This is a genomic window from Kitasatospora sp. NBC_01539, from assembly GCF_045040525.1.
Taxonomy (GTDB): Bacteria; Actinomycetota; Actinomycetes; order Streptomycetales; family Streptomycetaceae; genus Kitasatospora.
Map to the genome: position 1 here is coordinate 7,028,879 of NZ_CP109390.1, position 26,202 is coordinate 7,055,080.

Annotated in this window: 24 protein-coding genes; 8 read left to right on the forward strand and 16 right to left on the reverse strand. The window is 75.0% G+C overall.

The features are described from left to right. Positions 1-40 precede the first annotated feature (40 nt). From OG335_RS30510 to ligD, 10 genes are all read right to left on the reverse strand, one after another. A complete protein-coding gene (locus tag OG335_RS30510) occupies positions 41-421 on the reverse strand; it encodes a DUF6188 family protein (protein WP_405014354.1) in 381 nt (126 codons plus the stop codon). A gap of 59 nt (positions 422-480) precedes the next feature. Then, on the reverse strand, positions 481-1,449 hold the full coding sequence (locus OG335_RS30515) for an NUDIX domain-containing protein (protein WP_405014355.1): 969 nt from the start codon (positions 1,447-1,449) through the stop codon (positions 481-483). Positions 1,450-1,562: 113 nt separating this feature from the next. Further along, positions 1,563-2,126, reverse strand: coding sequence for a hypothetical protein (locus tag OG335_RS30520; protein ID WP_405014356.1), 564 nt, complete (start codon positions 2,124-2,126; stop codon positions 1,563-1,565). A 203-nt stretch (positions 2,127-2,329) separates the two neighbouring features. Beyond that, entirely contained in the window at positions 2,330-2,521 is a 192-nt protein-coding gene (locus OG335_RS30525) for a YegP family protein (RefSeq protein WP_405014357.1), read from the reverse strand. Positions 2,522-2,680: 159 nt separating this feature from the next. Beyond that, on the reverse strand, positions 2,681-3,820 hold the full coding sequence (locus tag OG335_RS30530) for an LCP family protein (RefSeq protein ID WP_405014358.1): 1,140 nt from the start codon (positions 3,818-3,820) through the stop codon (positions 2,681-2,683). Next, positions 3,817-4,833: a hypothetical protein gene (locus OG335_RS30535; protein ID WP_405014359.1), complete on the reverse strand. Its 1,017-nt coding sequence runs from the start codon at positions 4,831-4,833 to the stop codon at positions 3,817-3,819. The genes OG335_RS30530 and OG335_RS30535 overlap by 4 nt, the downstream gene beginning before the upstream one ends. After that, the gene (locus tag OG335_RS30540; RefSeq protein ID WP_405014360.1) at positions 4,830-6,746 is read right to left on the reverse strand and encodes a glycosyltransferase family 2 protein; all 1,917 of its coding nucleotides are present in this window, start codon (positions 6,744-6,746) and stop codon (positions 4,830-4,832) included. Before OG335_RS30540 ends, OG335_RS30535 begins: the two co-directional genes overlap by 4 nt. A 161-nt stretch (positions 6,747-6,907) precedes the next feature. Further along, positions 6,908-9,010, reverse strand: coding sequence for a hypothetical protein (locus tag OG335_RS30545; protein ID WP_405014361.1), 2,103 nt, complete (start codon positions 9,008-9,010; stop codon positions 6,908-6,910). Beyond that, a complete protein-coding gene (gene ispD / locus OG335_RS30550; protein WP_405014362.1) occupies positions 9,007-10,461 on the reverse strand; it encodes a 2-C-methyl-D-erythritol 4-phosphate cytidylyltransferase in 1,455 nt (484 codons plus the stop codon). The genes OG335_RS30545 and ispD overlap by 4 nt, the downstream gene beginning before the upstream one ends. Before the next feature lie 539 nt (positions 10,462-11,000). Beyond that, complete coding sequence (ligD, locus tag OG335_RS30555) at positions 11,001-11,957, reverse strand: non-homologous end-joining DNA ligase (RefSeq protein WP_405014363.1); 957 nt, start codon at positions 11,955-11,957, stop codon at positions 11,001-11,003. A 116-nt stretch (positions 11,958-12,073) separates the two neighbouring features. Between ligD and OG335_RS30560 the strand changes: the two genes are divergently transcribed. Next, positions 12,074-12,415: a hypothetical protein gene (locus tag OG335_RS30560; RefSeq protein ID WP_405014364.1), complete on the forward strand. Its 342-nt coding sequence runs from the start codon at positions 12,074-12,076 to the stop codon at positions 12,413-12,415. Positions 12,416-12,535: 120 nt separating this feature from the next. On the opposite strand, the gene OG335_RS30565 is transcribed toward OG335_RS30560, so the two are convergent. The 6 genes from OG335_RS30565 to OG335_RS30590 form a co-directional block, all read right to left on the reverse strand. Then, positions 12,536-13,939: an NADP-dependent succinic semialdehyde dehydrogenase gene (locus tag OG335_RS30565; protein ID WP_405014365.1), complete on the reverse strand. Its 1,404-nt coding sequence runs from the start codon at positions 13,937-13,939 to the stop codon at positions 12,536-12,538. A gap of 239 nt (positions 13,940-14,178) precedes the next feature. Beyond that, positions 14,179-15,231, reverse strand: coding sequence for a sphingomyelin phosphodiesterase (gene sph / locus OG335_RS30570; protein ID WP_405014366.1), 1,053 nt, complete (start codon positions 15,229-15,231; stop codon positions 14,179-14,181). Positions 15,232-15,358: 127 nt separating this feature from the next. Continuing rightward, positions 15,359-16,492, reverse strand: a complete 1,134-nt coding sequence (locus OG335_RS30575; protein WP_405014367.1) for an SDR family oxidoreductase — start codon at positions 16,490-16,492, stop codon at positions 15,359-15,361. Between the two features lie 132 nt (positions 16,493-16,624). Beyond that, positions 16,625-17,212, reverse strand: coding sequence for a TetR/AcrR family transcriptional regulator (locus tag OG335_RS30580; RefSeq protein ID WP_405014368.1), 588 nt, complete (start codon positions 17,210-17,212; stop codon positions 16,625-16,627). A 190-nt stretch (positions 17,213-17,402) separates the two neighbouring features. Further along, positions 17,403-18,623, reverse strand: a complete 1,221-nt coding sequence (locus OG335_RS30585; protein WP_405014369.1) for a glycerophosphodiester phosphodiesterase — start codon at positions 18,621-18,623, stop codon at positions 17,403-17,405. 241 nt (positions 18,624-18,864) lie between these two features. Beyond that, positions 18,865-19,869 (reverse strand): helix-turn-helix transcriptional regulator, encoded by a 1,005-nt coding sequence (locus OG335_RS30590; RefSeq protein ID WP_405014370.1) that lies wholly within the window; start codon positions 19,867-19,869, stop codon positions 18,865-18,867. Positions 19,870-20,197: 328 nt separating this feature from the next. Between OG335_RS30590 and OG335_RS30595 the strand changes: the two genes are divergently transcribed. The 7 genes from OG335_RS30595 to OG335_RS30625 all read left to right on the forward strand — a co-directional run bounded on the left by OG335_RS30595 (position 20,198) and on the right by OG335_RS30625 (position 26,061). Then, positions 20,198-21,097, forward strand: coding sequence for an endonuclease/exonuclease/phosphatase family protein (locus tag OG335_RS30595; RefSeq protein ID WP_405014371.1), 900 nt, complete (start codon positions 20,198-20,200; stop codon positions 21,095-21,097). A 234-nt stretch (positions 21,098-21,331) separates the two neighbouring features. After that, entirely contained in the window at positions 21,332-21,634 is a 303-nt protein-coding gene (locus OG335_RS30600; RefSeq protein ID WP_405014372.1) for an urease subunit gamma, read from the forward strand. A gap of 107 nt (positions 21,635-21,741) precedes the next feature. Further along, positions 21,742-22,053: an urease subunit beta gene (locus OG335_RS30605; protein WP_405015580.1), complete on the forward strand. Its 312-nt coding sequence runs from the start codon at positions 21,742-21,744 to the stop codon at positions 22,051-22,053. Next, the gene (locus tag OG335_RS30610) at positions 22,046-23,770 is read left to right on the forward strand and encodes an urease subunit alpha (RefSeq protein ID WP_405014373.1); all 1,725 of its coding nucleotides are present in this window, start codon (positions 22,046-22,048) and stop codon (positions 23,768-23,770) included. The genes OG335_RS30605 and OG335_RS30610 overlap by 8 nt, the downstream gene beginning before the upstream one ends. Beyond that, entirely contained in the window at positions 23,767-24,426 is a 660-nt protein-coding gene (locus OG335_RS30615) for an urease accessory protein UreF (protein ID WP_405015581.1), read from the forward strand. Before OG335_RS30610 ends, OG335_RS30615 begins: the two co-directional genes overlap by 4 nt. Further along, complete coding sequence (ureG, locus tag OG335_RS30620) at positions 24,416-25,129, forward strand: urease accessory protein UreG (RefSeq protein ID WP_405014374.1); 714 nt, start codon at positions 24,416-24,418, stop codon at positions 25,127-25,129. The genes OG335_RS30615 and ureG overlap by 11 nt, the downstream gene beginning before the upstream one ends. Then, entirely contained in the window at positions 25,126-26,061 is a 936-nt protein-coding gene (locus tag OG335_RS30625; RefSeq protein WP_405014375.1) for an urease accessory protein UreD, read from the forward strand. Before ureG ends, OG335_RS30625 begins: the two co-directional genes overlap by 4 nt. Positions 26,062-26,202 lie beyond the last annotated feature (141 nt).

Below are 26,202 nucleotides of genomic sequence, written 5' to 3' on the forward strand. Positions count from 1 at the left end.
CCCGCAGCGGTCCGAGTGCCGGGCGCGGGGCGCCCGGTGCTCAGACCGCCAGGTAGCCGCCGGGTTCGGCGGTGAACAGCGGCCCCTGCGGGCCGGACACCCGCCAGGCCCCGGGGCTGCCGGGCCCGGCGGTGTCCGGCGGCACGGAGAGCGTGCGGCCCCGGTCGAGGGCGAGCTCCAGGCCGCCCGAGCGGGTCACGGAGGCGCCGTCGACGTGGGCGCCGACCAGGGCGGCGAGCGCACCCGACGGCGGCAGGGTCAGGCCGGGGTAGAAGTGTTCGACGTCGGCGGTCGTACGCAGCCGGAAGTCGTTCTCCACCGTCACGACGACGCCGCCGGAGAGCGTCACCGTCAGCCGGCCGGTCGCCGTCACGGCCTCCACCCGGCGGCCGGTCAGCACGGACCCGATCTCGTGGACCACGGAACCTCCTCGGCGCGGCGGTACTGGCCGGTCCATTGTGACGCCCCCGCTTGTCGGCGTCATGCCGATCCGTGCGGAGCCACGCCGTCGACCAGCTCGATCGGGCCACGGGCGGACCCTCGGCGCGCCAGGCAGGCGGCGGCCCGTGCCCCGGTCGCGGGTACGGCACCGTTGGCCGGACCTGCCGGACCTGCCGGACCTGCCGGACCGCCGTCGAAGACGAACACGAGCCGGGTGCGGCCGGTGCCGCCCGGCAGCCAGTCCAGGCCCAGCAGGCGGCCGGGCGGCGGGCCGCCCGAGGCGGTGCCCAGCAGGCGCGCGGCGGCCCCGCGCGGGGTCTCGCGGTCGGCCGCGACGGTGGTGCGGGCGACGAGCGCGCGGCCGTCCGGGCCGGTGGTCAGCACCTCGGCCTCGGCGCGGATCCGCGGCCGGGTGGCGATGTAGGTGTCGTGGTCGAGCGGCGGGACGACGGGCGGGCGGTCGCCGCCCGCGAGGGCCAGCCCGGCGGCCTTGGTGTACGCCGGGACGGGGCCGGGCGGCAGCAGGGCGGCGCTCTGCCCGGCGGGCAGGCTGTCCTCCAGCTCGACGGGGCCCGTCCCGGCGGGCGTCCGCAGGCAGGCCATGACACGGCGGGAGAGGTTCGGCGGCAGCGCGGACGCGGCCTGGTCGGGTGTCACGAAGGCGTAGCCGCCGAGCTCGTCCTCCTGGAGGCGGACCGTGGCCAGCTCGTCGGCGCCGGGCGCGGTCGCCCAGTAGAGGAAGGAGACGATCGGCGGGCGCCGGTTGCCGAGCGACCAGTCGACGCAGGCCAGTGCGCGGAGTTCGGGGCGCAGCCCCATCTCCTCCAGCAGTTCGCGGACGGCGGTGTCGCGCGGGGTGGCGTCGGCCGTCTCCCAGCCGCCGCCCGGCACCTCGACGGGGTGCTCGGCCTCGTACACCGCCCGGACGATCATCAGCCGTCCGGTGTCGTCCCGGAAGAGCACGCCCGCTGCCGCCAGCGGATCGGAACCGGTGCCTGCCGCGCCCATACCGTGCCCCCTTCGGTGGTCCGCACACCGACGGTGCGGACGGCAACCAGGACACTCCGCAGCGTACGCGCGGTTCCGCGGAGCGGGCCGCGGTCAGCGCCGGGCGGGGCCGCTCAGGTGCACCAGAAGAGCACCGGCTTGCAGCTCGCCGACGGGCTGTGGCCGGGGGAACGGCCGGGTGTCGCACTGGCCGTGGCGGTCGGTGCCGGGCTGGGGACGCCGGTGGTGGCGGACGGCCGCGCGGAGGAGGGGGCCGACGTGGCGGAGCGGGAGGGGGCCGGCCGGGAGCTCCGGGCCGGGGCCGGGGCCGAGGGCGGGGGCGCCGCCGAGGTGGTGGCCGGTGCGGCGGAGGGGGTGCTGCCGGCGGTCGGCACCGTCGCCTCCACGGGCACGGTGTCGGGGCGGGCCGCACCACTGCCGTCGGGTGCCGCCAGGGCCAGCACGCCCGCCCCGCCCAGGGCGAGGCCGGCTGCGGTCAGCAGGGCGGCCCGGCGCCGGCCGGTCGGCCGGCCGCGGCGGGAGCGCCGGCCGCGCCGGTCGGCGGCGGTGGACGCGTACGGGGTGGCGGCGGGCAGCACGGTCGTGGCGTCCAGGGGCTGCGCGCCCGCGGGCGCTCCGCACCCGGGGCACGACAGTGCGCCGTTGAGGTGGCGGCGGCACGGTGCGCAGTAGTCCATGGGATCGTCTGGATCTTCCGGTTCGGTTCTCGCGCGGGTCGGCGCGACCTTGCTCAGGACCCTACGCACGGCACCCGAACGCCCGACAGGTGCCAGGTGTGAGGCTTTCGGGGAGATCCCATGCGGCCTGCCGGGGCCGGTGCGACGCACACGGACGGGCCGGCCGCCCCGAGGGGTGACCGGCCCGTCCGTGTGCGTCGGGCTCAGCCCTGCGCGCCGGCCGGCTCCGCGAGCTGCGCGTACGGTGCGAGCTTGCGCAGCGACTCGATGCTCTTCAGGCACTGCTCGCGAGACTCCTGCGGGTCGCCGGTGACGACGACCGTGCCATTGCTCGCCTTCAGGCGGAAACGGTGGTTGCCCGACTCGTCGACGTACAGCTCGAACTTTCCTGCCATGACCGTCTTTCACCTCTCGCTCGGTTGCGCCCCCTCCCGATGCACCGTAGGCCGGGCTGCGGGCGGCCGCATGCCGGGCCGGTCGTCCGTGTGGCGGGCGGAGCGGGGAGCGCGAGGGCGGCGCGGCTTTCGGGAGGAGGCGGAGCGGCGGGCGGAGCGTCAGGGCTTCCAGGTCTCGCCCTTGGCCGGGGCGGGCCAGGTGGTGTCCTTGCGGATCGCGGCGAAGAGCTCGGCCGACCGTGCGGAGTCGAGCAGGACGACGCTCTGCTTCCCCTTCCATCCCGTGCCGGTGGTGGGCACCGTGCGGAAGTCGAGCCGGGAGGTCCGCACGTCCTTCAGGCTGCTCGCGAGGCCGAGCATCTCGGTGAGGCCGAACCCGCTGTCGACGGTCATCGTCCGCGTCATCGAGTCGAGCAGGCTGCGGGTGCGCAGCGGGTGGGAGAGGACGCCGTCGTCGAGGGTCTTGCCGGCGATCGCGGCGAGCAGCTGCTGCTGGCGGACGACGCGGTCGAAGTCGCCGCGGGCGAGCCCGTGGCGCTGGCGGACGAACTGCAGGGCGCGTGCGCCGTCGAGGTGGTTCACGCCGGCGGCGAAGTCGACGTTCTGGGAGGGGTCGTGGGCGGCCTGCTTCAGCGTCACGTCGACGCCGTCGAGGGTGTCGACCATGGCCTTGAAGCCGTCGAAGTCCACGGCGACGTAGTGGTCGACCCTGACGCCGGTGAGGCCCTCGACGGTGGCGACGAGCAGCCGCGGGCCGCCCCAGGAGAAGGCCGCGTTGATCTTGGCCTCGCCGTGGCCGGGGATCGGCACCCACGAGTCGCGGGGGATCGACACCGCGTGGATCGCCGAACGGTCCGACGGGATGTGCAGCAGCATCATCGTGTCGGTGCGGTTGCCGCGCTGCGACTCGAAGTCGGCGTCGGCCTCGCTGCCGGTGGACGCCGGGCCGCGCGAGTCCGAGCCGACCAGCAGGATGTTCACGGCCCTGCCCGCCGCCGCGTCGGCCTCGGGCCGCGGACCGGCGTCCGGCAGGGCCGTGCGGTCGAACACGCCGTCCTCGTGGCCGATGTTGGACTCCAGCCCGTGCACCGTCCACCAGGCGGTCCCCGCACCCGCGACCAGCAGCACGCACAGCAGTGCGAGCGCGATCAGCAGCGGCCTGCGCCGGCGGCGGCGCGCCCGGCGCGGGGCGGGCTCCGGCCGGTCGCCGCCGTCCGGGCCGCCGCCGGGCGCGGGGACGGCGGCGGACATCAGGTCCGCGAGGGGCAGGGACGGGTCTGCGGGGGAACGCGTGGTCAACGGGTGTCCTTGTAGTAGATGCTGGCCAGTCTGGTCTTGCCGTCCCGGATGGAGGCCAGACCGAACGCGAGCCGCGGCCCGTGACGGGCGTCGCCGCCGGGAAGCAGGACGGCCATACCCTCGGGCTCGCGGAACGGCAGGTCGGCGGCGTCGGTGAGGTGACGGGAGGCCACCACCCGTCCGCCGCGCACCGACAGGTCGGTGCAGGTCACGTACGTGTTGCCGGTCGGGGCCTCCGAGTCGGCGGTGCCGTAGGGGCCGCCTTCGAGCGTGTAGAGGTACCGGCCGAAGAGCGCGAACCCCTGGGAGTACGGCGTGGGGTTCGCCGTGGTCGCGTGCCGCCGCGGGGCGGGCACGTCGACGGCCGGGGTGCGGCCGCCGCCCGTGACGTGGTCGAGGTCGTAGACGCGGAAGCGCTCCTCGCCGTCGAGGGTGAACCGCACGGCCAGGCGCCGGTGGCGGGAGTCGACCGTGCACGTCGTCCGGCTCGCACCGGGCACGAGGTCGAACTCCTCGACGGTGTCCGACGTGGCGTCGGCCTCGTCGCCGTCCGCGAACCGCACCCGGGCCACCCGGGTGCCCCAGGCGGCGTCGCCCTCGGTGCGGGGGGCGGCCTCCAGCCAGACCTCGCTGGCGGTGCCGTCCGACACGACCCCGATCTGGCCGCCGTGGCCGAAGCCGTACAGCATCATCTCGCCGTCGAGGTCGCCGTCGAGGGTGAGCCGCGACAGCCGGAGGTCGCCCTCGGCACGGTCGCGGATCTGTGCGGCGACGACCCACCGGTTGTCGTTGTCGAAGGAGAACGACTGCATGACGGTGCCGGTGCCCGCCAGCTCCGCCTCGCGGAACAGCGCGCCGGAGGGCCCGTCGACGTCGAACGGGCCGCCGTCGGCGGGCGCGGGGGCGGGCTCGCGCCGGGACGCGTACGCCGCACCCAGCCCGACCCCGCCCGCCGCGCCGAGCGCGCCGAACGCCAGGAGGGCCCGCCGTCGCCGGTCCACCGGGACGGTCACGGGCGCACCCCGTCCACCGACCAGCGCCCCGCGCCGTGGTGGCGCAGCGTCAGGCCGAGCGCGGCCGGCTTGGTGCAGCCCTCCGGGCGGACGTGGACCTCCCAGGCCGTCGCGGTGCCCGCCGTCAGGGCGTCGGCCGGGACGGCGAACTCCAGCGCGGCGAGCTCGGGTCCGCCCAGCGGCGTGACCCGCCCGGCGACGTGCACCGCGGGTGCGGGCTCCGCGAGCAGGGCGACCACCACGGGGACGGGCCGCTCCAGCGGCGCGAGTTCGACCGGCACCCGGGCCGTGACCGTGCCCCCGGTCTCCCGTGCGGCCGACCGGTCCGGCTCCCGGACCGCCTGCCGGAGGCCGGTGGGCGCCGCCGGGGCGATCCGCACGCTGAGGTTGCCGGTCTTCGTCCAGTACGGCGCCGCGAACGTGCCGTCCGCCAGGAACGCGGGACGCAGCAGGCCGTCCGCGACCGGGCTGCGGTTGTCGCCGATCCGGCGCGCCCGGCTCCACCCGCAGGTCTCCACCAGGACGTTGAAGTCCCACAGCCCCGTGACGGCCCGCCCGTGGTCGGCCGCGGCCGGGTCGAGCTCGGACGTCGCCTCCACGCGGACGGAGACCGTCGGCAGCCCCTCCGCGTTGCGGCCCAGCGGGATGCTCACCAGCCGGTGCTGCCCGGGCAGGTACACGTCCGTGTTGTCGGCCCGCAGCCGCGCGTACGCCCGCAGGTCCGTGGACGCCAGCGCCTCCGTGACGTCGGCGGCGGCGGCCACGTCCGGCAGGGCCAGCAGCGCGGCGGGCAGGTCCCAGCGCATGCGCGGCCCGTCGACGACGAAGCGCACCGGCTGCACCGTCCCGTCCCGGCCCTGCCGGACCAGGTCGGTGGTCGTCATCAGCGTGAACCGTCCGCCGCTCCACCCCACGGCCTCGACCCGGGTGTGGTGCGTGACCCCCGCCTCGTGCCGGGCCAGCGCGCGGACGTGCTCCGCGGTGCCGGAACGCAGCACCGCCGAGCGGACCCGCAGTGCGGCCGGGAGGTGGGCGTCGACGGTCGGCGGCACCTCCTGCCGCACCAGGTCGAGGAGCGCCCGGTGGGTCTTGCGGAACGCGGCGTCGGCCTGCGCGACGACCCGCTCGTCCAGCCGGTTGAGCACCTTCACCTGGTACCAGCGGGCGATCAGCGCGTCCTGCAGGGGGCCCGGCGGAACGGCCCGCCGGATGATGCCGAAGAGCGTGGCGACCGACCGGCAGTACTCGGCGATGCCGGTGCCGGCGTGCGGCGGCGGCGTCGGCTGCTCGCGCCGCACCCAGTGGTAGCAGGTGTAGTCGTGCACGACGCTCACCCGGCGGGCCGCCAGGTACGCCTGCAGGGTGAAGATGTGGTCCTCCAGCGGCACCCGGCCCTCCGGGAACCGGAGCCCGTGGTCGAGCAGCAGCGAACGGCGGAACAGCTTGAGCGCCGTCATCGACCGCAGCAGGACGGGGTGCGTGAGGAGGTGCCCGCCCTCCAGCGGGGCCGCGGTGGCCTCGCGCGGGGCGGACCGCCCGTGGCCCGCCGTCCGCGGCACGACGATGTCGGCCCCGGTGCGCACGGCCTGGGCGTACATCCGCTCCAGCGCCTCCGGCGCCAGGTGGTCGTCGTCGTCCAGGAAGAACACGAACTCGCCCTGCGCCGCGTCGACGCCGAGGTTGCGCGGCCGGCCCGGACCTCCGGTGTGCTCGGTCTCCACGATGCGGATCCACCGGTCGAAGGCGGTGTCGCCGCGCAGCGACTGCACGGTGGAGTCGGTGGACCCGTCGTCGACGAAGATCACTTCGAAGTCGGACCGCGCCATCGTCTGCGCGCGCAGCGACTCCAGGGCGGGCCAGTAGCCCGACCCGCAGTTGTACACGGGAACGATCACGCTGACCCTGACCGTCATCTTCTTCTCTCCTCCGGGGATGCGCCTGCCCGTCGCACCCGGCTCCGGGTGCGGCGCAGGACGCGGGGGCGCGGGCCGCGGCCGCCTCGGCACCGCAGCGGGTGCGGGCGCGGGGCGGCCGGGCGGTGGGCCGCCGTCGGCGGCGGGATCGCGCGGGGCCGCTACCAGTCGAAGTACGCCGGGTCGCGGTCGCGCTGGAACCAGCCGAACGCGGCGCCGCCCGTGACGTGCTCCTCCGGGTCGGCCCAGTGCCGGGTGAGGGGGCCGTCCAGCCCCTGCTCCCACTGCTCGACCTCCGCCTTGCCCGCGAGGGTGTTGACGGCGGCGTTGAACCGCTCCATCGAGGTGGGGTGGTCCGGCCCGAGCACGTACTCCTTCAGCGACCGCCGGTGCTGCACCGCGGGGTCCTGCCACGGCGCGCGCACCGAGTCGAGGATCGACGGCAGGCGGGTGCACTCGCGGTCGAGGAGGTAGGCCCCGCCGGCGGTCGTGTACGCCGCGCGGAACTCCTCGTCGGGCAGGTTCTCCGCGTTGGTCAGGACGTACGGCTTGAGGCTCGCCACGAAGTCGGCGACCACGCTGGACACGTCGCTGATCAGGATGTCCGCCTGGTTGAAGCACTCGTAGAGCGTCGGCAGCGTCTTGAGGATGACGTTGTGGCGGACCGGACCGCGGGACTCCCAGAAGATGCGGTGCCACTCGGCGTGCAGCGCGTGCCACTCGTCGGCGCCGGCGTCCGTGGCGACGTGCGCGGTGCGGGTCTGCTCGGCGTCGTCGCCCGTACGGAACCGGCCCGACAGCTCGTCCAGCCGGGCCTGCACGGCCAGGAGTCCGGGCTTCGAGGCGGCCACCGCGGCGGCGGTGGCCCTGGCGTCGCGTTTGCGGTTGTCGGTGCGCAGCAGGGTGCGGATCGCCTCGTCCGCCGCGGCGGCCTTCGCCGAGCGGCGGCCGGTCAGCGGGTGCGGCTTGTAGATGACGCGGACGTCCTGCGCGAGGAGCATCCTGACGAGCCGCACGCCCATCGGGATGAGCGAGGTGTGGCAGTCGTCGTCGCTCCAGCCCTCCCAGGTGGGGGCGTACAGCACGACCGGCCGCGGGCCCGGCACGTGCTCGACGTGCATGCGGATCGGCGCGAGCTGCGGCCGGCCCACCTCGACGATGCTGTCGTTGCTGATCGCGTGGCGCACCCGCTGGTACCGGTCGCGGCCGGCCCGGCCGGCCACCCAGATCTCGTCGAAGACCTTGCTGACGCGGTTGCTGGAGGCGAGCTTGTCGCTGTCGCCGTGGCCGATGAAGACGTGCTTCGCCTCGGCGACGCGCAGCATGTGCACGTTCTTGCCCGCGTTGCCCGGGTACAGCACGACGCGCAGGTGCGGCATCTCGAGCTCGGCGAGGTCGTCGGCCTTGGGCACGCACACGACCGGCAGGTGCGTACGGCTCAGGAAGCGGAACGCGCCGCGCTCACGGAGCACGATCAGCGGTCGCAGGTCCAGCCGCTCCAGGGTCTCGATCCACATGTTCACCTGGTACATGAAGTCCTGGGACACCGCGGCGAAGCTGAAGTAGAGCACCACCTGGGGGCGGTACCGGTCGAGTTCGAGGTTCACCGCCTCGATGATCTGCTCGCGGCGCGGCATCCGCCGGGCCCGGCGGAACTGGCCGAGCAGGGCGAGCAGCATCAGCGCCGGCAGCAGCACGCTCAGCACGTACCCGGCCTCGGTGATCCGCCAGACGCCGGTGGCCAGGCCGGCCAGCAGGCCCGCGTGCATCGGCAGGTCGAGGTGCAGGACCTTGCGCAGGTAGCGGTCGTAGAGGAACTTCGGCGGGCTCTTGGGGATCTCGACGGAGCTCAGGTGCAGGTTGCGCACCACGACGGGCAGCACGCGCCCCAGCCGGATGCTGCGGTGCACCGCCGTGTACAGCATCAGCAGCGCGGACTGCACGGCACACATGATCAGCCCGGTGATGACGAGCGCGTCGGGGGCGTCCAGGCGGTCGGCGAGCACCAGCAGCATCGCCGTGCGCGCCAGGAAGCGCAGGATGCGGTTCAGACGCAGCTGCGCCATGCGGCCGATGAACTCGGGCTCGCGGCTGTGCAGCCACTCGTCGGCCACGTAGGTGACGGCCGAGGCGGCGACGAAGCCCCACAGCGAGGGCAGCAGCGCGCACACCGGGATCGCCGCGAACGCGACGCCGAACACCAGCGCCAGCAGGAAGCCGGACCCGGTGCGGATGCGCAGGACGGCGCGGAGACGACGGATCACGAGGCGGCCTGCCGGAGGCCGTCCGACGCCAGCACGGCGGCCGTGCCGGTGAGCGTGGGGTCCTCGCGCCGCACGTCGATGACGTGGCCGGTCAGCTCCGACACCAGGGTGTCGACCGAGGTGCGGGCGACGGTCGCGGACTCCAGCAGCGAGTCGCTCGGCTCCGCGCCGAACGCGCGCTCGCGCATCGGCGTGCGGGTGCGCTCGGGGTTGACGCAGTTGACCCGCACGCGGTGCGGGGCCCACTCCTCGGCCAGGGCCTGGGTGAGGTTGACCACGGCGGCCTTGGAGGAGGAGTAGAGGCTGTAGTCGGCGCGCCCGCGGGTGTACGAGCTGGAGGTGAAGAGCAGCAGCTGCCCCTGCGTCCGGCTCAGGTACGGGAAGGAGGACCGGGCGATGTGCACGGGCGCCAGGTAGTTGACGCGGATGGCCTCGTCGATCGCGGTGTGGTCGGTCTCGGCCAGGGCGCCGATCCGCAGCACGCCCGCGGTGTTGATGACGTAGTCGATCCGGCCGGTGGCGGCGTGCGTCTCGGCCAGCGCACGCTCCACGGCGGCGGGTTCGGCGACGTCGACGCCGTTCATGCTGCGGCTGAAGCGGAAGACCTTCGCGCCGTGCTGCTCCGCCAGGTCGGCTATGTCGGCGCCGATGCCGTAGCTGCCGCCGAAGACGACGATCGTCTTGTCGCGCAGGCCCTGCTCGTAGGCGCTGTCGTCGCCGTGCGCGGGGGCGGTGCGGGAGACCAGCTGGAAGAGCTTGTCGGCGATGAACAGGTCGACGGGCTCGGTGACCTTCATGTTCTGCTCGTCGCCGTGCACGAGGGCGATCGGCACCTCGGGGAGGTAGCGCAGCACGACACCGCAGTCGTCGGTGGCCGCGAAGTCCGGGTCCTCGGAGGCGACCTTGTAGGCACGGCGGATCGTGGAGGCCCGGAACCCCTGCGGGGTCTGGCCCCGGCGCAGGGTGGAGCGGTCGGGGATGCTGCTCAGCACGTCCCGGTCGGCGACCACGATGGTGTCGGCCGAGGGGATGACGACGTCGACAGCCTCGTGCTCGGCGAGTGCCTCGGCGCAGTCGCCGATGATCGCGTGGGTGACGAAGGGCCGTACGGCGTCGTGGAAGAGGACGTTGCACTCCTGGTCGCCGATGGCCTCCAGGGCGCGGACGGTCGAGTCGTTGCGGGTGGCCCCGCCCTGGACGACCTGGGTGACCTTGGAGAAGCCACCGCGACGGACGATCTCCTCGGTGGCCGCGATGTGGCCGGCCGTCATCACCACGATGATCTCGTCGACGTGGGGCGACGACTCGAAGACTTCGAGGGTGTGCTCGATGATCGGCTTCCCGGCGACCTTGACGAACTGCTTCGGAAGCGGAAGGCCGATTCGCTGGCCCACCCCACCTCCGAGGACCACGGCCACAGTGCGCACAGCGGTCTTCTCTTCGAAATTCATCGTTACCTGTCGGGAAACTTGAGGTGAATGGCGAGCGAAAGGTTAGCAGGCATATGTTTCGTGATGGTCACGAATGGATTGGGTGCGCACCCCCCCTCACGACACCTCCCGACAAATCGGGCGGTCCATCCCTTTCGGTGCCACGAGGGGCATCTGGGGGCAGAGCTCCCATGGCTCTGGCCAGGCGATGTGGTGGGTGATCGCGCGGCGGGCGGTCGGTGCTGCGTCTGCGGAGCATCTTGGTCGTGTCCAGATCAATCGCGTGATTCAGGCCGGGGCGTGCCCGACCTGAATGGGTGGATCAATCCGCGCATCAATCGGCGGAAATGTCGGATTCGGCGATGTTCTTTCCCGGCTTCGGAGATGACGGGGTGACATGTACGCCGGTGCGGCCCGGGACGGCCCCCCCCGGGGGGGGGCGTGCCGCGGCCGGGCCTTGTGTGGCCCCGGGGAGGGCGTGCCGTGGGCGGTGCGGGCGGTGCGTGCCGTGGCCGGGCGCGGGACGGCCCGGGACGGCGGCGCGGTCCTGCGCGGTGCGCTCAGTGCGGGGGCGGTTCCGGCGGGTCCTCGCGCACCACGTCCTCGGCTCGCTTGTCGGTGCGCAGCCCCTCGAAGCGCGGGGCGCGCAGCCGCCCGTCGCGGGTCCACTCGGTGAACGCGACCCGCGCCACCAGGCGCGGCCGCACCCAGTGCGCCCGGGGCTCCTCCTCCGGCGGGTCGGCGAACGGCGGGTCGGGCCGGGCCAGGGCGTCGAGCTCCGCGCGCAGCCGGTGCAGGCCCTCGGTGTCGAAGCCGGTGCCGACCTTGCCGGCGTACCGCAGCAGGCCGTCCCGGTAGTGCCCGACCAGCAGGGCGCCGAAGCCGGCCCTCCGGCCACCGGGGTCGGTGAACCCGCCGATCACCAGCTCCTGCCCCACCGTGCACGGCAGCTTCAGCCAGTCCGGCGAGCGCCGCGGCACGTACCGGCTGTCCGCCCGCTTCGCGACCAGACCCTCCCAGCCGCGGGCGCAGGCCTCGGCGAGCGGGACCGGGCCGTCCGCGCGGACGTGCTCGGCGAAGCGGAGCGGATCGTCGAAGTCGATCGACTCGCGGAGGAGTTGCTTGCGCTCCAGCAGGGTGAGGCCGGTGGTGTCGTGGCCCATCAGCGCGGTCAGGTCGAAGAGGAAGTACGACACCCGGACCCCGCTCGCCGCGGCCCGCCGCGGGTCGCGCAACTGCATGCGGCGCTGCAGCCGGGCGAAGCTCGTCCGGCCCGCCTCGTCGAACGCGACGATCTCGCCGTCGACCGCGAACCGCGGGACGGGCTGCGCCGCGAGGGCGGCCACCAGCTCGGGGTAGCCGCCCTCCATCGGCCGGCCGGAGCGCGACACCAGGCGGACACGGTCGCCGTCACGCTCGGCGACGGCGCGGACGCCGTCCAGCTTGCGCTCCAGCAGCCATCCGGGATCGAACACGCGGCGCCCGCTCGGCGTCGCCAGCATGGGGCGGATCAGCACGTCTGCGCAGGTACCCGGTCGCCGCCCGGGCGGAAACCGCCTGCGCCGCCCTGCCGCCGGGACGGCCGAGTGCGACAGTGGAGGACGGGGGGACGGCCGCTGGAAGGAGCACGCCGATGGAACCCACACCCACGCCCCGCAGCGCACGGACCGGTGCGGCGCCGCAGTCCACCGGGTCACCGGCCACCGGGTCGCGGTCCGCCGAGGCGCGGGCCGGCAACGGGGCCGGGCCGTCCAGGCCGGGCCGGGCGACCCGGTTCCGCAACTGGATCCTCGGCACCAGCATGTCGGCGGTCATCTTCCTGGTGTCGCTCTCACTGGGCCTGCTGATGTGCATGGTGCAGGTGACGTCCAACTGGATGACCGCGTTCTGCTCGCTGGTGTGGGCGATCACCGCGGTCGCGCTCCTCGGCCGCTTCTTCGGCCAGCGCGCCATGAACACCTACCGGATGGCCTGAGCCCGGGCCGGCCCCGCACCCGCCGTCCGGACCGCACCCGGCGTGCCGTGCCGGGGCCGACCCGGCCCCGGACCGGCCCCGGACCGGCCCCGGACCGGCACGGAGTGGCCTACGGCGCCGTCAGCGCCCGCGCCAGACGGTGGTGATGTTGCAGAACTCCCGGATGCCGTGCGCGGAGAGCTCCCGGCCGTACCCGGAGCGCTTGACGCCGCCGAACGGGAACGCCGGGTGCGAGGCGGTCATGCCGTTGAAGAAGACCCCGCCCGCCTCGATGTCGCGGACGCAGAGCTCCTGCTCCTCCGGGTCGGTCGTCCAGACGTTCGAACTCAGCCCGAACGGCGTGTCGTTGGCGATCGCCACGGCCTCCTCCAGGCTCCCCACCCGGTACACCGTGGCGACCGGTCCGAACGCCTCCTCGCGGTGGATGCGCATCGCCGCTGTGATGCCGCTCAGCACGGTGGGCAGGTAGTACCAGCCGCCGTCCAGGTGCTCCGGCAGGTCCTTCGGCCGGGAGCCGCCGCACTCCACGACCGCGCCGTGCGCCACCGCGTCGTCGACGAGCTCCTCCAGGTCCGTCCGCCCCTGGGCCGTCGCCAGCGGGCCGATCTCGGTCTCCTCCGCCAGCGGGTCGCCGACGCGCAACGCCCGCATCCGGTCGGCGAACGCCGAGGTGAACGCCGCGTACACGTCGGCATGCACGATGAAGCGCTTCGCCGCGATGCACGACTGCCCGTTGTTCTGCGTACGGGCGGTCACCGCCCACTTCACCGCGCCCTCCAGATCGGCCGAGGGCAGCACGAGGAACGGGTCGCTGCCGCCCAGCTCCAGCACCGACTTCTTGATCGCGTCACCCGCGATCGCCCCCACCGACCGGCCGGCCCCCTCGCTGCCGGTCAGCGTCACCGCGGCCACCCGGTCGTCGCGGACGACGTCCTCCACGGCGCCCGAACCGACCAGCAGCGTCTGGAAACAGCCCGGAGGGAACCCGGCGTGCCGGAAGACCCGCTCCAGCGCGAGCGCGGTCCGGGGCACGTTCGACGCGTGCTTGAGCAGACCGACGTTGCCCGCCATCAGCGCCGGAGCGGCGAACCGCACCACCTGCCACAGCGGGAAGTTCCACGGCATCACGGCCAGCACCACACCCACCGGGCGGTAGCGCACGAACACCGAGCCCGCGCCGGAGTCCGCGACGTCCTCGTCCGCCGGGTGCTCGTCGGCGAGCATCCCGGGCGCGCGGTCCGCGTACCAGCGCATCGCCTTCGCGCACTTGGCGACCTCCGCCCGCGCCGCCCCGACGGGCTTGCCCATCTCCACCGTCATCGTGCGCGCGAGGTCCTCCTGCTCGGCGTCCAGCACGTCCGCGGCACGGCGCAGCAGGACGGCCCGCTCCGCGAAGCCCGTCGTCCGGTACGTGCGGAACGCCGACTCGGCCAGGGCCAGCCGCTGCTCCACCGCATCGCCGTCGTACGCGGTGAAGGTCTCCACAGTCTCCCCGGTGGCCGGGTTGACGGTTGCGATGGCCATGGCTGCACACTCCTCTGATCGGATCGGCTTCCTCTCACCCTGCCCCGGATCGCCCGCAGGGTGTTGCCGCCACGCGCACGGGGGCCCGGCCGGGCGCACCCTCGGCGCCGCCCGGGCGCACCTCCGGCCGGACCCGGCCGGACCCGGGCGCACCCTCGGCCGGACCTGCGCCGACCCGAGTGGACCCGCCCGGGTGCGGCCCGGGAGCCACCTCGGGCGGGTCGGCGCAGGCGGGACCGTCAGCGCGCGGCGAGCGGGTAGTGGTCGGAGAGGTCGGTGTAGGTGTAGCTGCGCCCCCAGCTGCTCACCGTCCAGGGAGCGCTGTGGAAGCGCACGACCTCGTTGGTGTACTGCTGCGGGCGGGCGTGGTCGGCCCGGTAGAGGACAAAATCGAGGTCCTCCTTCGGCTCGCCCGGGTACCGGTAGGCCGCGACGGAGTTGTCGACGGTGTCGAAGGAGTGCGGCCATCCGGTGCGGGAGGTGGCCGGGGCGAGGTTGCCGTTGGCGAGCAGCGCCGGGTACTCGCTGCCGTGCGCGTCGATGTTGAGGTCGCCGGCGACCACGATCGGCTCGTCCGCCGGGATCCGCTCGGCGTCGAGGAACGCCCGCATCGCGGTGAGCTGCGCCGCCCGGACGGCGGCGGCCTCGCCGCTGCCGCACCCGCTGTCGGTGGACTGCAGGTGGGTGCCGACCACGTGGGTGCGGACGCCGTTCACGTCGAGCACGGCGTGGACGAAGCCCTTGTTCGACCACCGGTCGGCGCCGCAGGCGTCCTGGAAGACGTACTGCTCCTTGTGGAGGATCGGCCACCGGCTGAGCAGCATCACGCCGCCGTCCTCCGGGGTGACGGAGCTGTAGCTGCCCGAGGTGGCGTCCCATCCGGAGGTCGAGCGGCCGACCACCGGCGTACGGAAGGGGTAGGCGGCGGAGGCCCGGGCGGCGAGCGCGTCCGAGGTCGCGTTGTCGAACGCCTCCTGGAGGACCACCACGTCGTGGCCCTGGAAGAAACCGGCCGTGGCGATGGCCTCGGCGCGGTGGCGCTGGCCCCAGTTGGGGTAGAGGGAGGTGCTCATCAGGAAGACGTTGTACGACAGCACGTCGAGCGCCGGCACGGTGGCGGCGGCAGTGGTCGTGGCACCGGCCGTGGCGCCGGCCGTGACGGTGGCCGCGGGGCCGACCGCGGCCGCGCCCGCCGGGGTGGCGGCGAGCGGGCCGAGCAGGGCGGCGGTGGTGCAGGCGGTGGCACAGACGGTGAGCAGACGGCGCAGGCCGGCGGAGGACGACAGGGGCATGGAAGCTCCGTGAGGGTGTGAAGCTATGTCGTGAACGCGTCGAGTGACGAGATGTCGTGCAGTCAACTCGGCGGCCGGCACGGCCTGCAAGACGTCGGACGGGCATGCGGTGAACTCGGCCGGAACACTACTGTCCGGCGACGGACGCCGACTCCGGGCGGCCCGCCGGCGCCGCACCCGGGAACCGGTCGGCGACCAGCCGCGCCGCCCAGTCGCCGACGAGCCGCTCGACCGGCGGGTGCGCCAGGCCGGCGGCCGCGGCCAGCAGCTCGGCCGACTCCGTGTCGTAGACGTCCTCGGACAGGAAGGAGAGCGTCTCCGGCTCCACCCCGGTCAGCGCCCGCGGCAGCCTCCGGACGAGTCCGACGGGCAGCAGCAGCCGCGGTGCGCGGACGCCCAGGCGCCGGGCCGCGATCGCCACCAGCTCCGGCAGCGGGGGAGTGGCCGGGTCGAGCACGGTGTGCACCTGCACGGCGGCGGTGTCGTGCACGGGCGCGGCGGCGAGGAACGCGGCGAGGTGGTCCACCGCGACCACCGGCACGACCGTGCGCCGACTGCCCGCGAGTGCGGGGAGGCGACCCGTCCACAACTGCTCGACCAGCGTGGCCAGCCCGAGGTACTGGCCGGCCTCGCCGGTGCGCGAATGCCCGATCACCGCACCCGGATTGACGACGGTCAGCGGCACGCCGAGCTCCGGCGCCAGGGTGCGCACGGCGATGTCACCCTCGGTCTTCGAGGCCTCGTACGCGCCGAGTTCGCGGTAGAGGCGGTCCGCGTCGGACGGCGGCAACGGGTGCCGGAGCCCGGCGGAACGGCCCACCCGGTAACCCGACAGGTGCACCACGCGGCGCAGCGCCGGACGGCCCGAGGCCCACCGCAGCGGATGGACGGCGCCGTCGAGGTTGGCCGCGCGGGCCTCGGCGCGGGAGAGGCCGAAGGCGTAGCGGGCCGCGAGGTTGACGACGTCGCGGACCTCGCCGAGGAGGTCCTCGTCGGCCGCGGAGAGGCCGAGGCCCGGGCGGCTGACGTCGGCGTCGACGGTGGTCAGCGCGGTGGTGTCGGCGCCGTGCGCGGTGAGCCACGTGCGCAGCGCCGTGTCGCGGGCGCCGCCGCCGCGGAGCCCGGCGGCGACGGGGTGGCCGCCGCGCAGGAGGTCGAGGGCGAGCCAGCGGCCGAGGAATCCGTCGGCGCCGAGGAGCAGCGTGGTCGGCCGCGGAGCGGGCGATGGGTGGGCGGACGGGAGCGGGGCGGGGCTGGGCATGGGGTCTCCGTACGGTGATTGTGTGGACCGGTCTGCATATTTTTTGCTGCCGAAGGTCCGCGGGCCGGGTGATTCGGGTGCGGTGGTCCAGGTGTGGGTGGTCCGGATGTGGGTGGTCGTGGGGGTGCTCGGTCAGCGGGCCGGTGCGGTCGCCCCGAGCAGGATGTCGGCCGCGCGGGCGGCCTGGTCGAGCGGGGTCCGGCTGTGCCGCACCCGGGCGAGCAGCAGGGCGCCCTCGACGAGGGCCAGCACCGCGCCCGCCGTGGCGTCGGCGTCCGCGCGGTCGTGCCCGTGTCGCACCAGCATCCGGGTCAGGGCCAGCTGCCAGGTGTCGTACGCCGCCGCGCAGACCGTGCGCAGCTCCTCGTGGCCGGCCGCCGTTTCGAGCGCGACGGTGGCGATGGGGCAGCCCGTGGCGTAGTCGGATTCCGCCATGCGGTCGCCGAGGATGTCCAGCAGGCCGCGTACCACCTCGGCCGGGCCGAGGTCGCCGCCGGTCATGCCGGCGATCAGCGCGCCCACGTCCTCGCCCGCCTCGACGAGGGCCAGCGCGACCATCTCGTCCTTGCCCAGGGGGAAGTGGAAGTAGAGCGAGCCGCGCGGTGCACCGCTGGCGGCCAGCACCTGGTTGAGGCCGGTGCCGTAGTAGCCCTGCGCCTCGATCAGCGCGCGGGTCGCCTGCACCAGCCGGGCCCGCGTCTCCTCGCCCTTGGCTCCCATGGTGGCCAATGTAGACCGATCGGCATAATCCTGTCCAGGCGGCAGGCGGCAGGCGGCAGGCGGCAGGGGCGGTAGGTGCCGGGGGCGGCAGGGTGGCAGGGGTGGCAGGTGCCGGGGGCGGCAGGGTGGCAGGGGTGGCAGGTGCCGGGGTGCGGACGGGCGGAGGGCCCGTCCGCACCCCGGCCGTGCGTCAGCCCACGCCGTGTGCGGCCCAGAAGTCGCCGCGGGCCAGCACCGAGGTGTCCGTGTTGTCGGTGAAGAAGCCGTCCACGCCCTCGTCGTACAGGCGGCGGGCCCAGCCGATCGCGTCGCCGTAGGCGTTCGGGTCACTGCCGCGGCGGAAGTCGAGCGGCAGGAAGCCGTTCTCGTTGCGCACGGTGTACGGGTGCAGCACCAGCCCGGCCCGGTGGGCGTCCGCCACCAGCGTGGTCGGGGCGAGCAACTTGCCCGCGGCGTCCGTCGGCAGGATCAGCGCGGTCGTCGGTCCGAGGCCCTGGGCGAAGGAGGAGATCCAGCGCAGTCCGTCCGGGGTCACCAGATCGGCCACCGTGCGGCGGTCACCGGCGAGTTCGAAGTCGTACGGGCGGCTGGTCGCGCCGCTCAGCAGCTGCACGCGCGGGTTGTCGACCAGCTTCGCGAGCCGCTGGAGGCTGCTCGGCTCGAACGACTGCAGGATCGCCCGGCCGTTGCGGCCCGCCAGCCCGGCTCGCTTCAGCTCGTCGGCGAGGCGCTCCTCCAGGGGCAGCCCGATCGACCGGAAGTAGCTCGGGTGCTTGGTCTCCGGGTAGAGCCAGACGTCGCGGCCGAGGCTGCGCGCCCGCTTGCGGGCGAACTCCGCGACCTCACGGAAGGTCGGCACCGGCCAGCGCGCGTCGTACAGGGTGTTGCGCTGGCGCTGCTGCGGCAGCCGCTCCTTCGCGCGCAGGGTGCGCAGCTCGGCGAGGGTGAAGTCCTCGGTGAACCAGCCGGTGAGCGCCACGCCGTCGATGGTCTTCGTGGTGCGGCGGGCGGCGAACCCGGCGTGGTCGGCGACGTCCGTCGTCTCGGCGATGTTGTTCTCGTGGCGTACGACCAGGTGACCGTCCCTGGTGGGCACGAGGTCCTGCTCGATGACGTCCGCGCCCAGCTCCAGCGCCAGTTCGTACGCGCCGATCGTGTGCTCGGGCCGGTACCCGCTCGCGCCGCGGTGGGCGACCACCAGCGGGTGGGGCAGCCGGTCGAGCCCGGTGCCGGTGCGGACCGGCGACCGGGTGCCGGCGGCACGCCGGGCGTCGGTGCCGTCGGCGTCCCCGGCGTGGGCGGGGGTCGCGGCTCCCGCCGCGGCCAGGGCGGAGGCGCCGAGGCCGACGGCCCCGGTCGCCCGCAGGAAGGTACGCCGTGAGGAACCGTCACCGAGCGGACGCTGTGTCATGTGGACTCCTGACCGGGATGCCGTGACTGCCGCACGGCACCCTAGGCGCCCGGGGCGGACCGAACGGTGAACCGCGGACGAAGCGACCGCCAAGCGCAGCCGAACGCGCGAGTGCACGGCCGCGGCCCGGTCCGCCGCGGCCCCAGGGGCGTCGGCGCGGGGGCGTCGGCGTGGGAACCTCCGCCCGGGAACCCCGCCTGGGAACCCCCACCCGGGGTGTCGACGCGGGCCGTCGGCGCGGTCAGCCGTCCGGCGTCCGGTCCGTCACCCAGCCCCTGCGGTGGGCCTGCCAGCCGAGCTGGATGCGCGTCTCGGCGCGGGCCAGCGCCATCAGACGGCTGATCCTCCGCTGCACCGTGCGCAGGCCCAGCCGCAGTTGGTTGGCGACGGCCTGGTCGGTGGCGCCGGCCAGCAGCAGGGCGAGGATCCGGCGGTCCACGGTGTCCGGTTCGCCGGCCGGGGCCGCGCCCACGGCGAGCGCGCCGTCGTCCGCGGTGAGCGGGTGCGCCCACTCCCAGGTGTGCTCGAACAGCACCGTCAGCACGCCGACCAGGGCCGGTGCCCGGACGACCAGTGCGACCGGTTGGGCGCCGTCACCGGGGTCGGTCAGCGGGACGAGCGCGGCGGACCGGTCGGCGACGATCAGCTTCGTCGGCACGCGGTCGGCGACGCGCACCTGCTGCTCCCGGTCCATCGCCTCGAAGAGGGCCTCCGCCGCGCCCGGCTCGTCGAGCGTCTGCCGTTCCATCACCACGCGGTACCTGACGCCGCGGGTGACCGCGTCCGTCTCCGCCCCGGTCGCGTCGGCCCGCACGACCTGGTGGCGGCCCGTGACGAGCGCCAGCAGTTCGTCCACCGCACCGAGCTGGAGCTGGGCGACGCGATGGCTGATCGCGGCACTGCCGGAGACCACCTCCACCAGGTCGCGGTGGCCGCCGTCCGCGCCGCTGGTGCGGTACGCCTCCGCGAGGGCCGCCACGGCGAGTTCGGCCTGGTCCAGGGCGTGCCGGCGCCCGGTGAGCAGGGCCTCCAGCGCGACCGTCGGGGGCGCCGCCGCGAAGCGGGTGCTGCCGTCGTGCTGCGGTGCGATCAGGGCGTGCCGCTGGAGGGCGTCGAGCGCGGCCAGGGTCTCGTCCTCGCCCGTGGCACAGCGTGCGGCGAGCTCGGCGGGCGTGCCGGACCCGTGCACCACGAGGTCGGTGTAGAGCCGTTCGGCGCCCTCGTCCAGGCCGATCGCGGCGAGCACGACGCCTCTCCTTCCGTCCGTGCCGGGACGGGCCGCGACCGGCGGCCCCTGCCCGGGCGGTTGTCCGCCGGCCGCCATCATGACCGGTCAGGAGCGGTTCGGGCCAGGCCGGCAGTACGCGGAACCGTCAGGCCCGGTCACGGCGTCCCCCGGACGGAACGGCGCCGGACGGCCCCGGCCGGCCGCCGGAGGACGCCGTCGCGGGTAACGGTCCCGGCACCTGACCCGGCACCGGGCTCGGCGACGGACCCGACGGCGGACCGGCAGCGGGCACCGACAGAAGGGCGGCGGAGTGGCGGACGGCCGGTGGCGGGTACGCGCGCCCGTCGTGACGGGTACGGCCTGCGCGGTCGCGCTGCTGCTGGCCGGACACCGCCTGGTGCCCGACGCGGGGCCGCGGCCGGGCAGTCTGCTGGAGGCGTTCCTGCCGTGGATCGGCCTCGCGGTGCCGGTGCTCGCGGTGGTGGCGCTCGTCCGGCGTTCGCGGTTCGCGGCGGTGTCGGTGCTGCTGCCGGCCGCCGTGTGGGCGGGCGTGTTCGGGCCCCGGCTGCCCGGGGGCGACCGGCGGGCGGGCGATCTGACGGTGGTGCAGCACAACGTCGCCGAGGAGAACACCGATCCGGCGGGTACGGCCGCCGCGCTCGTCGCGTCGGGTGCCGATCTCGTGGCCGTCGAGGAACTGGTGGAACCCGCGGCCGCCCGCTACGGGCGGATCCTCGGCGCGGCGTACCCGTACCGGGCCCGGTCCGGCACGGTCGGCCTCTGGTCGCGGTACCCGCTGGCGGACGTCCGCCCGCTCGATCTCCGGCCCGCCGGCGTACCCGCGACCTGGCAGCGCGGTGTCCGGGCCACCGCCCGCACCCCCCGCGGCGACCTGGCCGTGTACGTCGCCCACCTGCCCTCGGTGCGCATCACGGCGACGGGCGGGTTCGCCACGGCGCGGCGCGACAGCAGCGCGGCGAAGCTCGGCGCGCTCCTCGCCGCGGAGCCGGAGCGGCGCGTCCTGCTGCTGGGCGATCTCAACGGCGGCCGGGACGACCGCGGGCTCGCCCCGGTGTTCTCCCGGCTCACCACGGGCCGTCAGGGTGTGGGCCTCAGCTGGCCCGCGGCCCTGCCGCTGGCCCGGATCGACCAGGTGCTGGGCCGGGCCGTCACGCCCGTGGCCGGGTGGACCCTCCCGCGGACCGGCAGCGACCACCTGCCGGTGGCGGCACGTGTCCGGCTGTGAGTCCCGGCCCGCACCCTGGCGGCCCTGGCTCCCCCACCGCGGCCCTGCCCCTGCCCTGCCCTGCCCCTGCCGCGGCCCTGCCCGGCCGTCCGCGGCTGCCGCGTTGACGCGCGTAACCCGGGCTCGGCCAGCGCGGTTACCGCTGCGAAAGTCCGGCGTAATCCGCCTACAACAAAGTGTGGATCGAATGGCCCCCTCGCCACCGTCCGACCTCCCACCCCGAGGTGCGCACCGATGAAACTGTCCCCCCACGAGCAGGAACGCCTGCTCATCCACGTCGCCGCCGACGTCGCCCGCTCGCGGCGGGCCCGCGGCCTGCGGCTCAACCATCCGGAGGCGGTCGCCCTGATCACCTCGCACGTGCTGGAGGGCGCCCGCGACGGCCGTACGGTCGCCGAACTCATGGAGTCCGGACGGAAGGTGCTCACCCGGGAGGACGTCATGGACGGCATCCCCGAGATGATCCCGGACGTGCAGGTGGAGGCCACCTTCCCGGACGGCACCAAGCTCGTCACCGTGCACGGGCCGATCCTGTGACGGCCCGGCCCCCCGGCGCGGTCGTCCCGGTCGTCCCGGCCGTCCGGGCTGTCCCGGTCGAGCAGGTCGAGCAGGTCGAGCAGGTCGAGCAGGTCGAGCCGGTCGGCATCGTGCCCGGCGAAGTCCTCTACGGAGAGGGCGACATCGGCCTCAACGAGGGCCTCCCGGTGACCCGGCTGACGGCCGTCAACGGAGCCGACCGCCCGATCCAGGTCGGCTCGCACTACCACTTCGCCGAGGCCAACCCCGGCCTCGACTTCGACCGCGCGGCCGCGTACGGCCTGCGCCTGAACATCCCCGCAGGCACCGCCGTCCGCTTCGAGCCGGGCATCCCGGCGGAGGTCGAGCTGGTGCCGATCGGCGGCCTGCGCGAGGTGCACGGCCTGCGCGGGGAGACCGGAGGAGCGCTCCATGCCTGACCGCCACGCCCTGCGGCTGACCCGCGAGCGCTACGCCGACCTGTACGGCCCCACCACCGGCGACCGGATCCGGCTGGCCGACACCAACCTCCTCATCGAGGTCGAGGAGGACCGCAGCCGCGGCGGTGACGAGGCGGTGTTCGGCGGCGGCAAGGTGATCCGCGAGTCGATGGGCCAGGCCCGGACGAGCCGCGCCGAGGGCGCGCCCGACACGGTGATCACGGGCGCCGTCGTGCTCGACCACTGGGGGGTGGTCAAGGCCGACGTCGGCATCCGCGACGGCCGGATCACCGCGCTCGGCAAGGCCGGCAACCCGGAGACCATGGACGGCGTGCACCCCGAGCTGGTCATCGGCCCCGAGACCGAGGTGATCTCCGGCAACGGGCGGATCCTCACCGCCGGGGCCATCGACGCCCACGTGCACTTCATCTGCCCCCAACTCGCCGACGAGGCGCTGTCGTCCGGCATCACCACGCTGATCGGCGGCGGCACCGGCCCGGCGGAGGGCACGAAGGCGACGACCATCACGCCCGGCAGCTGGCACCTGGCCCGGATGTTCGCCGCGATGGACGACCTGCCGCTCAACATCGGCCTGCTCGGCAAGGGCAACACCGTCAACACGGCGTCCATGCACGACCAGTTGCGGGCCGGTGCGCTCGGCTTCAAGATTCACGAGGACTGGGGCGCCACGCCCGCCGCGATCGACGCCTGCCTGCGGGTCTGCGACGAGACCGGCGCCCAACTCGCCATCCACACCGACACGTTGAACGAGGCCGGGTTCGTCGCGGACACCCTCGCCGCGATCGCCGGCCGAGGCATCCACGCGTACCACACGGAGGGGGCCGGCGGCGGGCACGCACCCGACATCATCACCGTGGTCTCGCAGCCCAACGTGCTGCCCAGCTCCACCAACCCGACCCGCCCGCACACCGTCAACACCGTCGACGAGCACCTCGACATGCTGATGGTCTGCCACCACCTCAGCCCGCACGTGCCCGAGGACCTCGCCTTCGCCGAGTCCCGGATCCGCCCCTCCACCATCGCGGCCGAGGACATCCTGCACGACCTCGGCGCCATCTCGATCATCAGCTCCGACTCCCAGGCCATGGGCCGCATCGGCGAGGTCGTGATGCGCACCTGGCAGACCGCGCACGTCATGAAGAACCGCCGCGGCAGCCTGCCCGGCGACGGCCGCGCCGACAACGCGCGCGCCCGCCGGTACGTCGCGAAGTACACCCTCAACCCGGCCGTCGCGCAGGGCCTCGACCACGAGATCGGCTCGGTCGAGCCGGGCAAGCTCGCCGACCTGGTGCTGTGGACCCCGGCCTTCTTCGGCGTCAAGCCGGACCTCGTCGTCAAGGGCGGGCAGATCGCCTGGGGCCAGATGGGCGACGCCAACGCCTCCATCCCCACCCCCCAGCCCGTCATGCCCCGACCGATGTTCGGCGCCATCGGCCGCGCGCCCGCCGCCAACTCCTTCAACTTCACCGCACAGGCCGCCATCGACGACCGCCTGCCCGAACGCCTCGGCCTCGGAAAGCAGTTCAGGGCGATCCGGTCGACCCGCGGGGTCACCAAGGACGACATGGTCAACAACACCGCCCGCCCCGACGTCCGGGTCGACCCGGACACCTTCACCGTCACCATCGACGGAGAGACCGTCACCCCCGCACCCGTCGCCGAACTCCCGCTCGCCCAGCGGTACTTCCTCTTCTGATGAACGCCGCGATGCTGCTCCTCGCCGACGGGCGGTTCCCGGCCGGCGGCCACGCCCACTCCGGTGGGGCCGAGGCCGCCGTCCGGGCCGGACGGGTGCACGACGCCGGCACCCTGGCCGCCTTCCTCACCGGACGGCTCCACACCACCGGCCTCACCACGGCGGCACTCGCCGCCGCGGCCGCCGACGACGGCGCCGACCTCGCCGCCCTCGACGAGGCCGCCGACGCCCGCACCCCCTCGCCCGCCCAGCGCGCCACCAGCCGCCGCCTCGGCCGCCAGGTGCTGCGCGCCGCCCTCGCGGCCTGGCCCCACCCGGCCCTCGACCGCCTGCGCGCCGCCCACCCCCGCGGCGCCCACCAGCCCGTCGCCCTCGGCACCACCGCCCTCGCCGCCGGCCTCACCCCGGCCGAGGCGGCCGCCGTCGCCGTGTACGAGAGCGTCAACGGACCGGCCACCGCCTGTGTCCGGCTGCTCGGCCTCGACCCGTACCAGGTGGCCGCCGTGCTCGCCCGGCTCGCCCCGCAGCTCGACGCCGTCGCCGGCGCCGCGGCGGAAGCGGCCCGCCGCGGTGAGCTGCCCGCCGCCTCCTCCCCCCTGCTCGACGTGTATGCCGAGCAGCACAGCTCCTGGAAGGTGCGTCTCTTTGCATCGTGACCACGTCGACCCTTACGACGCCCCCGCCCGCCACACCTTCGCCGAGCCCGCCCCGCACCCGCACCCGCACGGCCCGCGCCGGGCCCTGCGGATCGGCCTCGGAGGGCCCGTCGGCTCCGGCAAGACCGCCACCGTCGCCGCGCTCTGCCGCGCGCTGCGCGAGGAGCTCTCCCTCGCCGTCGTCACCAACGACATCTACACCACCGAGGACGCCGAGTTCCTGCTGCGCAACGCCGTCCTGCCGGCGGAGCGGATCACCGCCGTCGAGACCGGCTGCTGCCCGCACACCGCGATCCGCGACGACATCTCCGCCAACCTGGAGGCCGTCGAGGAGCTGGAGGAGGCGGTGGGCCCGCTCGACCTCGTGCTCGTCGAGTCCGGCGGCGACAACCTCACCGCGACGTTCAGCCGCGGCCTGGTCGACCACCAGATCTTCGTCATCGACGTCTCGGGCGGCGACAAGATCCCCCGCAAGGGCGGGCCCGGCGTCTCCACCTCCGACCTCCTGGTGATCAACAAGACCGACCTAGCGCCGCTCGTCGGCGCCGACCTGGCGGTGATGGCCCGCGACGCCAGGGCGCAGCGCGGCGACCTGCCGACCGTCTTCACCGCCCTCACCGCGCCCGACGGCATCGCCCCCGTCACGGCGTGGGTCCGGGAGTGCCTCGCCGCCTGGGCCCCCGAACGGCTCGCCGCCCGGTGACCGCCGCCCCGCCCGCGGCCGCGCCGGGCACCCGTGGTCCGGCCGCCCCCGGCGCAGCCGCCCCGCGCGAGAGCGGCCTGCACACCGTGGCCCTGCACACCCCGGCCCTGCACACCGCGGCCCTGCAGGCCGCCGCCCGCATCACCGCCGCCCCGGACGGACGCGGGGGCACCGCGCTCCCCGTCCTCCGGGGCGCCGGCCCGCTCGCCCTGCGCCGTACCCGCGGCGACGCCCGCTCCGCGCACGTCTGCGTGATCGGCTCGATGGCCGCGCCGCTCGGCGGCGACCGGCTGGCCCTGCACGCCGAGGTGCTGCCCGGTGCCGTCCTCACCGTCACCAGTGCCGCCGCCACCGTCAGCCTGCCGGGCGCCGACCCCGGCCCGGCCCGCTACGAGGTGCACCTGGACGTCGGCGAGGACGCCGAGCTCGACTGGCGGCCCGAGCCGGTCGTCGCCGCGTCCGGCAGCCACCTCATCCTCACCACCGTGATCACGCTCGCCGCCGGGGCCCGCCTGCGGTACCGCGAGGAGCAGGTGCTCGGCCGCCACCACGACTGGACGCGCGGCGCCCCGCCCGGGCGCCTCACCTCCCGCCTCACCGTCCGCCGGGCCGGCCGTGCGCTGCTCGACCAGCAGACCGACCTCGGCCACGGCGCCCCCGGCTGGGACGGCGCCGCCGTGCTCGGCCCGCACCGCAGCACCGGCCAGCTCCTGACGGTCGGCCTCCCCGCACCGCCCCCGCCGCCGGACGGCGCCGACGCCGCCCTGCTCGCCCTGCCCGGCCCGGACGCCACCCTGCTCGCCGCCCTCGCCCCCGACGCGCTCGTGCTGCGCCGGCTGCTGGACGGCGCGCCCGGCCCCGGCGCTGCTCCGGCACCGGACCGGCGCAGCCCGGACGACACCCGCGGGGCGGCGCTCCCAGGGCGTGTCTGACCATTCCCGACGGGCGCGCGACGCCGGGCATCCCGGCTGGACGCACCGGCGAATCGCCCGAGTACGACCCGGTACGAGGACGATCCGCCGGCACGCCCGGCCGGGCGCCCGACGCCGCGCGCTGATCCGCCGCGAACTGTC